Annotated in this window: 12 protein-coding genes; 5 read left to right on the top strand and 7 right to left on the bottom strand. The window is 62.8% G+C overall.

Annotated elements, in window-relative coordinates:
- Nucleotides 1-45 precede the first annotated feature (45 nt).
- Entirely contained in the window at nucleotides 46-900 is an 855-nt protein-coding gene (locus tag KVG85_RS17060) for a MaoC family dehydratase (protein WP_217864443.1), read from the bottom strand.
- A gap of 2 nt (nucleotides 901-902) precedes the next feature.
- Nucleotides 903-2,255 (bottom strand): 3-oxoacyl-ACP reductase, encoded by a 1,353-nt coding sequence (locus tag KVG85_RS17055; protein ID WP_217864442.1) that lies wholly within the window; start codon nucleotides 2,253-2,255, stop codon nucleotides 903-905.
- A gap of 257 nt (nucleotides 2,256-2,512) precedes the next feature.
- Between KVG85_RS17055 and KVG85_RS17050 the strand changes: the two genes are divergently transcribed.
- From KVG85_RS17050 to KVG85_RS17040, 3 genes are all read left to right on the top strand, one after another.
- Nucleotides 2,513-3,790: an acetyl-CoA C-acetyltransferase gene (locus tag KVG85_RS17050; protein ID WP_217864441.1), complete on the top strand. Its 1,278-nt coding sequence runs from the start codon at nucleotides 2,513-2,515 to the stop codon at nucleotides 3,788-3,790.
- A 430-nt stretch (nucleotides 3,791-4,220) separates the two neighbouring features.
- The gene (locus KVG85_RS17045; protein ID WP_016771829.1) at nucleotides 4,221-5,117 is read left to right on the top strand and encodes a PA4780 family RIO1-like protein kinase; all 897 of its coding nucleotides are present in this window, start codon (nucleotides 4,221-4,223) and stop codon (nucleotides 5,115-5,117) included.
- 558 nt (nucleotides 5,118-5,675) lie between these two features.
- On the top strand, nucleotides 5,676-6,884 hold the full coding sequence (locus tag KVG85_RS17040) for an MFS transporter (RefSeq protein ID WP_217864440.1): 1,209 nt from the start codon (nucleotides 5,676-5,678) through the stop codon (nucleotides 6,882-6,884).
- On the opposite strand, the gene cueR is transcribed toward KVG85_RS17040, so the two are convergent.
- The 3 genes from cueR to KVG85_RS17025 form a co-directional block, all read right to left on the bottom strand.
- Nucleotides 6,838-7,251 (bottom strand): Cu(I)-responsive transcriptional regulator, encoded by a 414-nt coding sequence (gene cueR, locus KVG85_RS17035; RefSeq protein WP_016771827.1) that lies wholly within the window; start codon nucleotides 7,249-7,251, stop codon nucleotides 6,838-6,840. The genes KVG85_RS17040 and cueR overlap by 47 nt on opposite strands.
- Nucleotides 7,248-9,641 (bottom strand): copper resistance metal-translocating P1-type ATPase CueA, encoded by a 2,394-nt coding sequence (gene cueA, locus KVG85_RS17030; protein WP_217864439.1) that lies wholly within the window; start codon nucleotides 9,639-9,641, stop codon nucleotides 7,248-7,250. Before cueA ends, cueR begins: the two co-directional genes overlap by 4 nt.
- Nucleotides 9,642-9,815: 174 nt before the next feature.
- Nucleotides 9,816-10,199: a hypothetical protein gene (locus KVG85_RS17025; RefSeq protein WP_217864438.1), complete on the bottom strand. Its 384-nt coding sequence runs from the start codon at nucleotides 10,197-10,199 to the stop codon at nucleotides 9,816-9,818.
- Between the two features lie 148 nt (nucleotides 10,200-10,347).
- Between KVG85_RS17025 and KVG85_RS17020 the strand changes: the two genes are divergently transcribed.
- A complete protein-coding gene (locus KVG85_RS17020) occupies nucleotides 10,348-10,545 on the top strand; it encodes a cation transporter (RefSeq protein ID WP_217864437.1) in 198 nt (65 codons plus the stop codon).
- 87 nt (nucleotides 10,546-10,632) lie between these two features.
- Nucleotides 10,633-11,829 carry a multidrug effflux MFS transporter gene (locus KVG85_RS17015; RefSeq protein WP_016771824.1) on the top strand — a complete coding sequence of 399 codons (1,197 nt, stop codon included), beginning with the start codon at nucleotides 10,633-10,635 and terminating at the stop codon, nucleotides 11,827-11,829.
- A 17-nt stretch (nucleotides 11,830-11,846) separates the two neighbouring features.
- On the opposite strand, the gene KVG85_RS17010 is transcribed toward KVG85_RS17015, so the two are convergent.
- Both KVG85_RS17010 and KVG85_RS17005 read right to left on the bottom strand, forming a co-directional pair.
- Nucleotides 11,847-12,020 (bottom strand): hypothetical protein, encoded by a 174-nt coding sequence (locus tag KVG85_RS17010; RefSeq protein WP_016771823.1) that lies wholly within the window; start codon nucleotides 12,018-12,020, stop codon nucleotides 11,847-11,849.
- A gap of 151 nt (nucleotides 12,021-12,171) precedes the next feature.
- A complete protein-coding gene (locus KVG85_RS17005; RefSeq protein WP_217864436.1) occupies nucleotides 12,172-13,185 on the bottom strand; it encodes a zinc-binding alcohol dehydrogenase family protein in 1,014 nt (337 codons plus the stop codon).
- Nucleotides 13,186-13,216: the final 31 nt, after the last annotated feature.

Here is a 13,216-nt window from a genome sequence, read left to right as displayed (position 1 = left end):
TTAAGTGATATATACACAATTAACGGGTTTTTCCGCCCCGCCGGATCAGGCGATCGGTTGCCACTGACCGACCATATGTTCCAGGTCGCCGGCGCCGATCAGGCGCAACTCACCGCTGGAACCCGCGGCACTGGCCAGCAATGTCACTTCACTGGGCAGGCGCACCGGTTTGCGAAAGTGCACGGCGATTTCCAGGTTGGCTTTGGGCAGGTGATCGGAGAGTGCCGCCAGTGTCCGCGCCTTGTTCCAAAGTCCGTGCGCGATCGCGGTGGGAAACCCGAACAGTTTGGCGCTCGCCGCACTGAGGTGAATCGGGTTGTAGTCGCCGGAGACTTTCGCATACTGGCGACCGATATCGGCCGGCGCAGTCCAGCGCGCCACTTCGAGCAAGTCCTGTGACGGCTGCCAGTCCTGTGCCAGCGCCTCGCCCTCGAGTTTCACCCCGCGACAGAGCATCCGGCTTTCGGCTTCCCACAGCGGCCCAAGCTGATCGTCCAGGGTGGTGAGCAGATCGAATGTCGCGCCTTTGGCGTGCGGTTGCAGATTGTGCACACGCACGCTGACTTGCCCGCGACTGATCGCGCCCATCGGCCGCAGCACGCGGATGCGGTTGCTCAGGTGAATCAGCCCCAGCAGCGGGAACGGAAAATCCTTGGCCGTGAGCAATTGCATCTGCAAGGCGAAGGCGAGGATGTGTGGATAGGTCGGCGGCAGCAGGCCGTCATCGACGAAACCGCAGACCCTGCGATAGGCCGCCAGCCGTTTGCTGTCGATATCGACCCAGCAGCGCAGGCCGCTGTCGGGCAGTTGCGTACCGGTGATTTTGCGTCGCGTCGCTGCCCGCGAGTACAGCGCGGGCAGACTCGGTTCGCGATCCAGCGTGTGCCATTCGATGGTCATCTTTATGCCCCCAGAACACTTTGCCCACAGACCCGCAACGCCTGCCCGGTGAACGCGCCCGTGCCCGGTTGCGCCAGCCACGCCACGGCTTCGGCGACGTCTTGCGGCAAGCCGCCCTGGCCCAGCGAACTCATGCGCCGCCCGGCCTCGCGGAGGCCGAACGGGATGTGCGCGGTCATTTGCGTTTCGATAAAACCGGGGGCGACGGCGTTGATGCTGATGCCACGTTCCAGCAGCGTCGGCGCCCAGGCCTGGGCCAGACCGATCAGGCCAGCCTTGCTTGCCGCGTAGTTGGTTTGCCCGCGATTGCCGGCGATGCCGCTGATCGAGGCAAGCAGGACCACCCGTGCGTTGTCGCGCAGGGTGCCGCTGTCGAGCAGCGCCTTGGTCAGCACTTGCGGAGCATTGAGGTTGACGGCCAGCACCGCGTCCCAGAATTCCGGGGTCATGTTGGCGAGGGTTTTGTCACGGGTGATGCCGGCGTTGTGCACGAGGATGTCGAGCCCATCGGGCAGCTGTTCGATCAATTGGGTGGCTGCATCATCGGCGCAGATATCGAGGGTGATCGCACGGCCGCCGAGGCGGGCGGCGAGGGCCTCGAGGTCGGTCTTGGCCGGCGGTACGTCGAGCAGAATCACCTCGGCGCCATCCCGGGCGAGGGTTTCGGCAATCGACGCGCCAATGCCGCGCGCAGCGCCGGTGACCAACGCCTTGCGTCCGGCCAGCGGGCGGGTCCAGTCAGTGACTGGCGTAGCGCACGCGGTCAGGCGAATCACCTGGCCGGAAACGAATGCACTTTTCGGCGAGAGGAAAAATCGCAGCGGGCCTTCCAGTTGATCTTCGGCACCTTCGCCGACGTAGATCAGCTGCAAGGTGCCACCGCCGCGCAGCTCTTTGGCCAGCGAGCGCGAGAAGCCTTCGAGTGCTCGCTGCGCACTGGAGGCGAACGGATCACCCAGGCTTTCCGGAGCACGGCCGAGAATCACCAGGTGCGCGCTATGGTCGAGGTTCTTCATCAATGGCTGGAAGAATTCGCGCAGTTGCTTGAGCTGGTCGGTGTGTTGCAGAGCGCTGGCGTCGAACACCACCGCTTTGATTTTCGGCCCGTGGCCGGGGATCCACGCGGTGGCCAGCGAGGGCTCGGTGCCGTAGCTGTAGATCGCGTCGGTCAAGCGATTGGCAAACCCGCTGATCCGTTCGGCCAGCGGCCCGCCACCGATCAACAGGGCGCCCTCGATCGGCCGCAGACGCCCCGCCTGCCAGCGTTCCAGCCGCACCGGCGACGGCAGGCCCAAGGCCCCGACCAGACGATGGCCGAAGGATGAGTTGGCGAAGTCGATATAGCGGTCAGACATGGAACGCTCTCCAGAAGTTGGGGTTCAAAGTGTGGACTGCCTACGGCAATCAATCGTTCGATCGGCGCAATAAGGCCTACGCTTGAACACTCAGGTTTAGCAGGTCTTGCAGATAAATGCGGTTCATGTGGGAGCGAGCCTGCTCGCGAAGGCGCTGTATCAGGCGCTGAAGAGGCTGAATGTGCCGGCCTCTTCGCGAGCAGGCTCGCTCCCACAGGGATTGGGCAAATTTCGACCATTTGGAACAGGAGCTTTTCATGACCCAGCTGCGCCGCGTCGCGATCATCGGCGGTAACCGCATCCCTTTCGGCCGCTCCAACGGGCCGTACGCCACCGCCAGCAATCAGGCGATGCTCACCGCCGCGCTGGAAGGCCTGATCGAACGCTACAACCTGCACGGCCAGCGCATCGGCGAAGTGGTGGCGGGCGCGGTGCTTAAATTGTCACGGGATATGAACCTGACCCGCGAATGCGTGCTCGGCTCGCGCCTGTCTCCAGCGACGCCGGCCTATGACATTCAGCAAGCCTGCGGCACTGGTCTGGAAGCGGCGTTGCTGGTGGCGAATAAAATCGCCCTTGGCCAGATCGACTGCGGCATCGCTGGCGGCGTCGACACCACTTCCGATGCGCCGATCAGCGTCAGCGAAGGCCTGCGCAGGATTCTTCTACAGGCCAACCGCGCCAAGAGCACCGGCGAGAAACTGAAAACCCTTTTGCAGTTGCGGCCCCAGCATCTTATTCCCGAATTCCCGCGCAACGGCGAGCCACGCACCGGCCTGTCCATGGGCGAGCACTGTGAGCTGATGGCGCAGACCTGGAATATCCCCCGTGAAGAGCAAGATCAACTGGCCCTCGAAAGCCACCACAAACTCGCCGCTTCCTACAGCGAAGGCTGGCACAACGATCTGATGACGCCGTTCCTCGGCCTGACCCGCGACAACAATCTGCGCCCGGACCTGACCCCGGAAAAACTCGCCACGCTGAAACCGGCCTTCGAGAAAAGCGCCAAGGGCACGCTGACGGCCGGCAATTCCACGCCGCTCACCGATGGCGCTTCGGTGGTGTTGCTGGGAAGTGAGGAATGGGCCGGAGAGCGCGGTTTGCCGATCCTTGCTTATCTGCGCGACGGCGAAGCGGCGGCAGTGGATTTCGTCAACGGTGCCGAAGGACTGCTGATGGCGCCGGTGTACGCCGTGCCACGCTTGCTGGCGCGCAACGGCCTGACCTTGCAGGATTTTGATTACTACGAAATTCACGAAGCCTTCGCCGCGCAGGTCTTGTGCACGCTCAAGGCCTGGGAAGATCCCGAATACTGCAGAACCCGCTTGGGGCTCGACGCGCCCCTGGGTTCGATTGATCGCAGTCGGCTTAACGTCAAAGGCAGTTCGCTGGCGGCGGGGCACCCGTTTGCTGCGACGGGCGGGCGCATTGTCGCGAATCTGGCCAAGCTGCTGGATGCGGCGGGCAAGGGGCGAGGGTTGATTTCGATTTGTGCGGCGGGCGGGCAGGGTGTCACCGCGATTATCGAACGCTGAAAAAGCCCCTCACCCTAACCCTCTCCCAAAGGGAGAGGGGACTGATGGGGGGATGCTTGAAATCGACGCCGACCTGAGCGCCCTTCACCGAATCCAAAGCTGCGATTCAAACCAGAAGCGCTGCGGTCTCTCAGGTCGATGCATTACGGGAGACACCTCGGTCGGCCCCCTCTCCCTCAGGGAGAGGGCTGGGGTGAGGGCAACTGAAGTTCACTGACCATGTCAGATTCTGTCGCAAATGCCCTTGCCGGACGATACCAATCAATGCCACGGTCTCGGCTATGATTCGCCCGGGTCGCTGCGATTGATCCGGCACAGTGTGTGCATCCTCAAGGTTCACAGGTCGGCAACCCCTCCCCGTCGGGCGAGGATTGCCGTATAACGAGTGACATTCGCGTGTTTGGTAATAAAGGACCCACAATAAAAGCTGATGAAGACTCCAAAACGCATTGAACCCCTGATCGAGGACGGTCTGGTCGACGAAGTGCTGCGCCCACTGATGAGTGGCAAAGAGGCAGCTGTTTATGTAGTGCGCTGCGGCAATCAGTTACGTTGCGCCAAGGTCTACAAGGAGGCGAATAAACGCAGTTTCCGCCAGGCAGCCGAGTATCAGGAAGGCCGCAAGGTTCGTAACAGCCGTCAGGCGCGGGCCATGGCGAAGGGGTCCAAGTTCGGTCGCAAAGAGACCGAAGACGCCTGGCAGAACGCCGAAGTGGCGGCGCTGTTCCGTCTGGCCGGCGCCGGTGTGCGAGTGCCAAAACCCTATGACTTCCTCGACGGCGTGCTGTTGATGGAGCTGGTGGCCGACGAATTCGGCGACGCCGCGCCGCGTCTGAACGATGTGGTGCTGGAGCCGGATCAGGCGCGCGAGTATCACGCGTTCCTGATTTCGCAGATCGTGCTGATGTTGTGTACCGGTCTGGTGCACGGTGACCTCTCCGAGTTCAACGTGCTGCTGACACCGACCGGCCCGGTCATCATCGACCTGCCCCAGGCAGTCGACGCTGCGGGCAACAACCACGCGTTCAGCATGCTCGAGCGTGACGTTGGCAACATGGCTTCGTACTTCGGCCGTTTCGCGCCGGAATTGAAGAAGACCAAGTACGCCAAGGAAATGTGGGCGTTGTACGAAGCCGGCACCTTGCACCCGAACAGTGTGCTGACCGGCGAGTTCGACGATCCGGAGGACCTGGCCGATGTCGGCGGGGTGCTGCGCGAGATCGAAGCGGCGCGTCTCGACGAGGAGCGCAAGCAGGCCATTCGCGCGGCGGACGACGCGCCGAAAGGCAAACCCGAAGAGCCGCCTCCACCGCCGTGGATGCAGTGATCGCGTGATGAGAAACCCGGCTTCGGCCGGGTTTTTTGTTTGAGTCAAAAAGCACCCTCACCCCAGCCCTCTCCCGGAGGGAGAGGGGGCCGACCGAGCCGTCTTGAGCCATACATCGACCTGAAAAAACCGAGTCGATCATGGATTCAACGGAAAACGTTCAGGTCGGTGTATCTCCCAAATATCCCCCAATCGGTCCGCTCTCCCGGAGGGAGAGGGGGCCGACCGAGGTGTCTTGCATCAGACGTCGACCTGAAAAACCGAGTCGATTATGGATTCAACGGAAAACGTTCAGGTCGGTGTATTTCCCAAATATCCCCCAATCGGTCCGCTCTCCCGGAGGGAGAGGGGGCCGACCGAGGTGTCTTGCGTCATACGTCGACCTGAAAAACCGAGTCGATCATGGATTCAACGGAAAACGTTCAGGTCGGTGTATCTCCCAAATATCCCCCAATCGGTTCCCTCTCCCTTTGGGAGAGGGCTAGGGTGAGGGGGCTTTCGGATCCTGGCTTATTCGCGTCTACTGTCCAGCGCTCCAACCACACTCAAGGACTGAATGTGACCACCCCACGCAACACCCACCTGATCGTAACCGCCCGGCTGATCTCCGATTTCGGCGCCTTCCTCAACATGGTCGCGCTGGCCACCTACGTCTACCTGCTGAGCAACAGCGCCATGAGCGTCGGCATTTTCCTTGCCAGCCGCGTCGGTGGCGGGATTTTCGCCAGCCTGATCGGCACGCGCTTCTACCGACGCTGGCAGCGCCGCGCGCCGCTGATTGCTTTCGATCTGTTGCGCGCTGCACTGCTGGCGCTGCTGTTGATCACTCCGGCGAGTCAGCAGGCATGGCTGTTGCCATTCATTGCCTTCGGCCTCGGCCTGGGCAATTCGATGTTCGCCATCGGCCTCAATAGCCATTTACCGCGCTTGATCGCGCCGGCGCAATTGCTCAAGGCCAACGCCTGGATCACCTCGGCGTCTTCAGCAGCGATGGTCGGCGGCAGTCTGGTGTCGGGGTTGCTGGTGGCTGCTTTTGGTTTTGAAACGGTCTTCGCCCTCAACGCGCTGACCTATTTGCTCGCCGCGCTGCTGATCATGCCGCTGCGTTTCGAAAAAACCGATGTAAGCGAACAGCCGGAGCGCGGTGAATGGTTTGCGCTGCGGCAGGGCCTGCGTTCGGCGCCTGTGGTCGCGGCCATGCTCGCGGTGACCATGGCCGACACATTGGGCAGCGCCGCGCACAACGTCGGCTTCCCGATCATTTCGAAACTGCTGACGCCCGAGGCGGCGAGTACGACCTTGGGCCTGGCGCTTTCGGTATGGGCCAGCGGCAAACTCCTCGGCGCGCGAATCGCCAGTCGCCTGAAGGGTTCGGAGAATAGCCACCTCGAAAGAAGATTCTTCTGCGGCGTGGCGCTGATGTCCTGCGGTTTCATTCTGATGTTCCAGCAGCACAGCCTCGTGGGGCTGCTGCTGTTCGCCTTGCCGGCCGGGCTTGGTGACGGGGTTTCCGAAGTCAGCCTGATGTCACGGCTGCAACGGGAACCTGCGGCGTTGCGCCTGCCGATTTTCAGCGTGCTGACCTTGCTGCAGATGAGCGGTTTCGGCATCGGCATGCTGGTCGCCGCGCCGTTCTACGCGTGGTGGACGCCGGGGGCCGTGGTCATGCTGTTCCACGGCATTCCCCTCGGCACCTTGGGTGTGGTGACGCTGCTGGGGATCAGGCGCGGGCGGGTTGCGCGCAGCAGCCCGACGCCAGTTCCTTGAGGATCGGGCAGTCCGGGCGATGGTCGCCGCTGCAATGTTCGACCAGATCCTGCAGGGTGTCACGCAACTCGCCGAGCTCGCGGATCTTCTGGTTCAGCTCGTCGATGTGCTGGCGCGCCAGTGCTTTCACATCAGCGCTGGCGCGCTGGCGATCCTGCCAGAGGGTCAGCAGCTTGCCGACCTCTTCCAGGGAAAAGCCCAGATCCCGCGAGCGCTTGATGAATGCCAGCGTGTGCAAGTCATCGCTGCCGTATACGCGGTAACCGCTGTCGGTGCGATTGGCCGCTTTGAGCAAACCGATCGACTCGTAATAACGAATCATTTTTGCGCTCAGGCCACTCTGCCGGGCTGCTTGGCCGATGTTCATCGGTGTTCCTCCAGGTCCTTGGGTTTCCAGGTTTTCAACAGTAGCGCATTGCTCACCACGCTGACGCTCGACAGCGCCATCGCCGCGCCGGCCAGCACCGGATTGAGGAAGCCGAACACCGCCAGCGGAATGCCGATCAGGTTGTAGACAAAGGCCCAGAACAGGTTCTGGCGAATCTTTGCGTAGGTCTTGCGGCTGATCTCCAGCGCCGCCGGCACCAGTCGCGGATCGCCGCGCATCAAGGTGATGCCGGCCGCATGCATGGCGACGTCGGTGCCGCCGCCCATGGCGATGCCGATGTCGGCGGCGGCGAGGGCCGGGGCGTCGTTGATGCCATCGCCGACCATGGCGACTACGCCGGTTTTCTTCAGCTCGGCGACGGTCGCGGCTTTGTCGGCCGGCAGCACTTCGGCGTGAACACTGCGGATGCCCAGGGCATCAGCCACCACCCGTGCGCTGCCGCGATTGTCGCCGGTCAGCAGGTGGCTCTGGATATCCCGTGCGGCGAGTTGTTGCACCGCTTGCAGAGCGCCGGGTTTCAGCGTGTCACCGAAGGCGAACAGACCCAGCACCTTCGGCTCAGGACTTTGTTCGATCAGCCACGACAATGTGCGGCCTTCGCGTTCCCAGGCTTCGGCGGATGTGCTCAATTCACCGCCACTCAAGGCGCTTTCGTCGAGCATCCGCCGATTGCCCAGCGCCAGGCGCCGGCCATCCAGCGTGCCGGCAATGCCGCGTCCGGTCAGCGCCTGGCTGTCGCTGACGTCGGGCACGTTCAAGCCGCGTTCGGCGGCGGCATCCAGCACCGCTTTGGCCAAAGGATGCTCGCTGCCGCGCTGCAAGGCACCGGCCAAGGTCAGCAGATTATTTTCGTCACCATCGACCGCGTTGAAATGCGCGATACGCGGCGTGCCCGAGGTCAGCGTGCCGGTCTTGTCGAACACCACACTGCTGACTTCATGGGCGCGCTCCAGCGCTTCGGCGTCCTTGATCAGAATGCCATGGCGCGCGGCGACGCCGGTGCCGGCCATGATCGCCGTCGGGGTGGCGAGGCCGAGGGCGCACGGGCAAGCGATCACCAGCACGGCGACGGCATTGATCACCGCCGTTTCCAGCGGTGCGCCGTACAGCCACCAGCCGATCAGCGTGGCCAGGGCGATCAGCAATACGGTGGGGACGAAGATCTGGCTGACCTTGTCCACCAGTTTCTGGATCGGCGCTTTCGCCGCTTGCGCGTCCTCGACCAGACGAATGATCCGCGCCAGCACGGTTTCCGCGCCGAGGGCCTGGGTGCGCACCAGCAAACGACCCTCGCCATTGATCGCGCCGCCGGTGACCTTGTCGCCCGGTTGTTTCGACACCGGCAGGCTTTCGCCGCTGATCAGCGCTTCGTCGGCGTGGCTCTGGCCTTCGACGACTTCGCCATCGACCGGGAAGCGTTCGCCGGGTTTGACCAGCACCAGATCGTCGAGGCGCAGGGCGCTGATCGCAACGTCCTGCTCACGTCCGTCGACCACCTGAATCGCGCGCTCCGGCCGTAACGCCTCGAGGGCGCGGATGGCGCTGGCGGTCTGGCGTTTGGCGCGGCTCTCGAGATATTTGCCGAGCAATACCAAAGCGATGACCACCGCCGAGGCTTCGAAATACAGATGCGGCATGCGTCCGGCCGCGCTGGCCCATTCATAGACACTCAGGCCATAACCGGCGCTGGTGCCGAGGGCGACGAGCAGGTCCATGTTGCCGGCGCCGGCGCGCACGGCTTTCCACGCCGCGACATAAAAGCGTGCGCCGAAGATGAATTGCACGGGAGTGGCGAGGGCGAATTGCGCCCAGGCCGGGAGCATCCAGTGAATGCCGAACGGCTGCAGTAACATCGGCAGCACCAGCGGCAGAGCGAGGGCGATCGCGCAGATCAATGCCCAGCGCTCGCGGTGCAGGCGTTTTTGCTGGTCATCGGACTGTGGCCGTTCAGCTTGCCAGACGCTGGCCGAGTAACCGGCCTTGCTCACCGCGTCGAGCAGGGTTTGCGTATCGACCTGGCCGAGCAATTCGAGGTGCGCACGTTCATTGGCCAGATTGACGCTGACGCTGCTCACGCTTGGGACTTTGTTCAGGGCGCGTTCGACGCGACCGACGCAGGACGCGCAGGTCATGCCGTCGATGCTCAATTCGACGGTTTGCCGGGGCACGCTGTAACCGGCGCGCTCCACGGCTTGCATCAGCGCCGGGAGGCTGTCGCCGGGCGCCTGTACCCGGGCCTGTTCGGTGGCGAGGTTGACACTGACGGCACTAGCGCCGCTGACCTTGCGCAGCGCCCGCTCGACACGCCCGGCGCAACTGGCACAGGTCATGCCGGCAATCGGCAGATCGAAAGTGGTGGATTCGGACATCGGTCGCGCTCCCTGTAGTGGATGACTACAGGATCAACCTTGCCATGCGGGCAAGGTCAAGCACCATTCTTGTGGGAGCGAGCCTGCTCGCGAATGCGCCAGGTCAGTCACCATGATTGCTGAATGATGCACCGCTTTCGCGAGCAGGCTCGCTCCCACAGGTTAGGGATCGCCTCAATAACCGAGATCGGCGCGCTTCAGGTACATACCGTCCTGCGCCATCGCTATCCGGTACTTCTGTATCTCACCAGCTTGCAGTTTAATTTCCTGCGAACCCGGTGCGAGCATGCCGGGATTGCAACCCGGTGCCTGTCCCGGCAGCAGTTTCAGGCGCAGCGAAACCTTGCCCGGCGGCAGGTTGAACGAAGTGCTCTGCTCCTGAAACAGGCGTGCCGAGAGCTGATCCTGGATGTACACGCCGATCTCGCACGAGGTCGCCACTTCGAGGCGCTCGCGGGAAATGATCAGTACCGCGTAATCCTCGCCGGCGGCTTGCACCTGCGGGACGGCGGCGAAAAGGCTGAGCAAGCCAAACAGGCCCAAAGCTGACCAGCGCATGGCTGAATCTCCTGAATTCCAGTCATTGATGCATGCAGCTTGGCCGAGCGCGGCGCCGATTGCCAGCCCGGCAGTTTTTCGCAGAACTTGACCTTGCCATCGTGGCAAGCTCGAGACTGCCGGCAACCTCACTCAAAGGAGTCTTCCCATGCAAGCGTTCAACGTTCAAGGCATGTCCTGCGGTCATTGCGTCAAAGCCATTACCACTGCGGTGCAGGCGCTGGATCCGGCGGCCAGCGTGCGCGTCGATCTGGAGGCCAAGGAAGTCGGCATCGAGAGCGCGCTGAGTGCCGATCAGGTCATCGCAGCGATTCGCGAAGAGGGTTATGAGGTGAAGCTCGTCTGAAATTGATCGTTAGCGAGCTATCGGAATGTTCAAGGCGTCCGGGCGCGGCTAGACTGTCGGGCTGCGACTTGCCCACCTGGATGCCTGATGAATTTCCGCACGATTTTGATACTCGGCGCCTTGAGCGCCTTCGGTCCTTTGGCGATCGACTTCTATTTGCCTGCCTTTCCGGCCATGGCGCTGGCGTTCGGCACCGATGAGCAGCATGTCCAGCTGACGCTGGCGGCGTACTTCCTCGGTCTGTCGCTGGGCCAACTGGCTTACGGGCCGATTTCCGATCGTTTTGGCCGGCGGCTTCCGCTGCTCAGTGGCGTTGCTCTGTTCACCCTGGCGTCATTGGCCTGCGCCTACGCGCCGAGCCTGGAATGGCTGATCGGCGCGCGTTTTGTCCAGGCACTCGGTGGTTGTGCGGGCATGGTGATTTCCCGTGCGGTGGTCGCCGACAAGTGCGACGCGGTGGGCTCGGCGAAGGTGTTTTCCCAGTTGATGCTGGTAATGGGCCTGGCGCCGATTCTGGCGCCGATGCTCGGTGGGCTGCTGGTCAATACCACGGGTTGGCAGTCGATCTTTCTGGTCCTCACCGGGTTCAGTGCGGCGGCGGGTCTGGCGGTGGCGTTGGGGCTGCCGGAAAGCATGCCGGCCCACGTGCCGCGCCAGCCGTTGTCCGGTGCGTTGCGCCAGTACGCGCGACTGGTCAAGGATTCGGTCTACCTCGGCCATGCCCTGACCGGTGGCATCGCCATCGCCGGCATGTTCGCCTACATCGCTGGCTCACCGTTTGTGTTCATCAAGCTCTACGGTGTGCCCGCCGAGCATTTCGGCTGGCTGTTCGGCACCAACGCGGCGGGCTTCATTCTGGTGGCGCAGGTCAATGCTCGTCTGCTCGCCAAGCGTGGCCCGGCGTTTTTGCTGGTGCGCGCAGTGTGGGTTTACTTCCTCGCCGGACTGACGCTGCTGGCCGTCGGCGCGATGCGTCCCGAGGCGTTGTGGCCGCTGCTGATTCCGCTGTTCATCTGCATCGCCAGCCTCGGCTGCATCATTCCCAATGCCTCGGCCTGCGCGATGAACGGTCAGGGCGCCCGCGCCGGCAGTGCGTCGGCGATGCTTGGTTGCCTGCAATTCAGCATCGCCGCCGGTGCCGCCGCGTTGGTGGGTGTGTTGCACGATGGCAGCGCCGTGCCGATGGCCATGGTCATCAGCCTGTGCGGTCTGCTGGTGGTGAGCGTCGCGCTGCTCACCCGGCGCTTGCAGAACGCCCGGGCGCTGGCGCAAGCCCAGGTTTAAAGGCTCGGTTAGAAAACTCAGCCGGCGGCGCGCTGCTGGCTGGGTTCGGGGATCCGGTGGGGCGCGCAGAGTCGCGCTTCGAGGGTGCGAGTGAAGGCCAGGGCCTCGGCTTCACTGCGAAAGGTCACGACGTGCTGGTCCAGGCGCACTTGCCATTGAGACTTTGCCACTTCTTTTATCAGGATCTTCATTGCTGACCTCCCTTGCGTAAAAGACGTATCGCAGAGGCTTCGATTGTAGACCTCGATACCCGCGCAATTGTGACAAGGGTCAAGCAACCGACTGACGGCAAAAAGCCCCGCAACCGCTCTGGCATCACGAGCGTTTGCGAGGCTTTATTTTTTAGAAACCTTCTAAAACAATTTTCCCCTTGGCCTTGCCGCTTTCCAGCAGTTCATGGGCGCGGCGCAGGTTGGCGGCGTTGATCACACCGAAGTGCTCGCCCAGGGTGGTCTTCAAAGTGCCGGCGTCAATCAGCTCGGCAACGCGGTTGAGCAGCTTGTGCTGTTCGATCATGTCCGGCGTTTCGAACAACGAGCGGGTGTACATGAACTCCCAGTGCAGCGACAGGCTCTTGCGCTTGAGCAGGCTGATGTCGAGGGACTTCGGATCGTCGATCAGCGCCAGTTTGCCTTGCGGCGCGAGGGCTTCGACCAGTTGTGCCAGATGCTGGTCGGTCTGGGTCAGGCTGGCGACGTGGGTCACGCTGGTGATGCCTGCGCGTTTCAATTCTTCGCTCAGCGGCTGGCTGTGATCGATGACCAGATCGGCACCGAGTGCGCTGACCCAGTCACGGGTTTGCGCACGGGAGGCAGTGCCGATGACTTTCAGGCCGGTCAATTGCTTGGCCAATTGAGTGAGGATCGAACCCACGCCGCCCGCCGCACCAACGATCAGCAGGCTCTGGCCGTCATCGTTGCTGCCCTCGCTGATTTGCAGGCGCTCGAAGAGCAATTCCCACGCAGTGATCGCGGTCAGCGGCAGCGCAGCGGCTTCGGCAAAACCGAGCGACTTGGGCATGTGACCGACGATGCGCTCATCAACCACGTGCAACTCGCTATTGCCACCGGCCCGGGCAATCGAACCGGCGTAGAACACCTTGTCACCGGCCTTGAACAGGGTGACGTCGCTGCCGACCGACTTGACCACACCGGCAACGTCCCAGCCCAGCACTTTCGCCGCGCCGTTTTCCGGCGTCACGTTCTGCCGCACTTTGGTATCGACCGGGTTGACCGAGATGGCTTTGACCTCCACCAAGAGGTCGCGCGGGCCGGCAACCGGTTCTGGCAGTTCAATGTCTTGCAGGGACTTGGCGTCGCTGATCGGCAGGGACGCGTAATAGGCAATGGCTTTCATAAGTGGCTCCGTACAGTTGATAGAAGGAGGA

This window comes from Pseudomonas triticicola (assembly GCF_019145375.1).
GTDB classification, from domain to species: Bacteria; Pseudomonadota; Gammaproteobacteria; order Pseudomonadales; family Pseudomonadaceae; genus Aquipseudomonas; species Aquipseudomonas triticicola.
Note: the sequence above shows the minus strand (reverse complement) of the source record. Positions and strands in the feature narration are given on the sequence as shown.

What these genes read in the sequence shown, in the direction of transcription:
- KVG85_RS17025 (WP_217864438.1), bottom strand. Translation starts at nt 10,199, where the DNA reads ATGCGCTGGTCAGCTTTGGGCCTGTTTGGCTTGCTCAGCCTTTTCGCC.
- KVG85_RS17055 (WP_217864442.1), bottom strand. Translation starts at nt 2,255, where the DNA reads ATGTCTGACCGCTATATCGACTTCGCCAACTCATCCTTCGGCCATCGT.
- KVG85_RS17060 (WP_217864443.1), bottom strand. Translation starts at nt 900, where the DNA reads ATGACCATCGAATGGCACACGCTGGATCGCGAACCGAGTCTGCCCGCG.
- KVG85_RS17010 (WP_016771823.1), bottom strand. Translation starts at nt 12,020, where the DNA reads ATGAAGATCCTGATAAAAGAAGTGGCAAAGTCTCAATGGCAAGTGCGC.
- KVG85_RS17015 (WP_016771824.1), top strand. Translation starts at nt 10,633, where the DNA reads ATGAATTTCCGCACGATTTTGATACTCGGCGCCTTGAGCGCCTTCGGT.
- cueR (WP_016771827.1), bottom strand. Translation starts at nt 7,251, where the DNA reads ATGAACATCGGCCAAGCAGCCCGGCAGAGTGGCCTGAGCGCAAAAATG.
- KVG85_RS17020 (WP_217864437.1), top strand. Translation starts at nt 10,348, where the DNA reads ATGCAAGCGTTCAACGTTCAAGGCATGTCCTGCGGTCATTGCGTCAAA.
- cueA (WP_217864439.1), bottom strand. Translation starts at nt 9,641, where the DNA reads ATGTCCGAATCCACCACTTTCGATCTGCCGATTGCCGGCATGACCTGT.
- KVG85_RS17045 (WP_016771829.1), top strand. Translation starts at nt 4,221, where the DNA reads ATGAAGACTCCAAAACGCATTGAACCCCTGATCGAGGACGGTCTGGTC.
- KVG85_RS17050 (WP_217864441.1), top strand. Translation starts at nt 2,513, where the DNA reads ATGACCCAGCTGCGCCGCGTCGCGATCATCGGCGGTAACCGCATCCCT.
- KVG85_RS17005 (WP_217864436.1), bottom strand. Translation starts at nt 13,185, where the DNA reads ATGAAAGCCATTGCCTATTACGCGTCCCTGCCGATCAGCGACGCCAAG.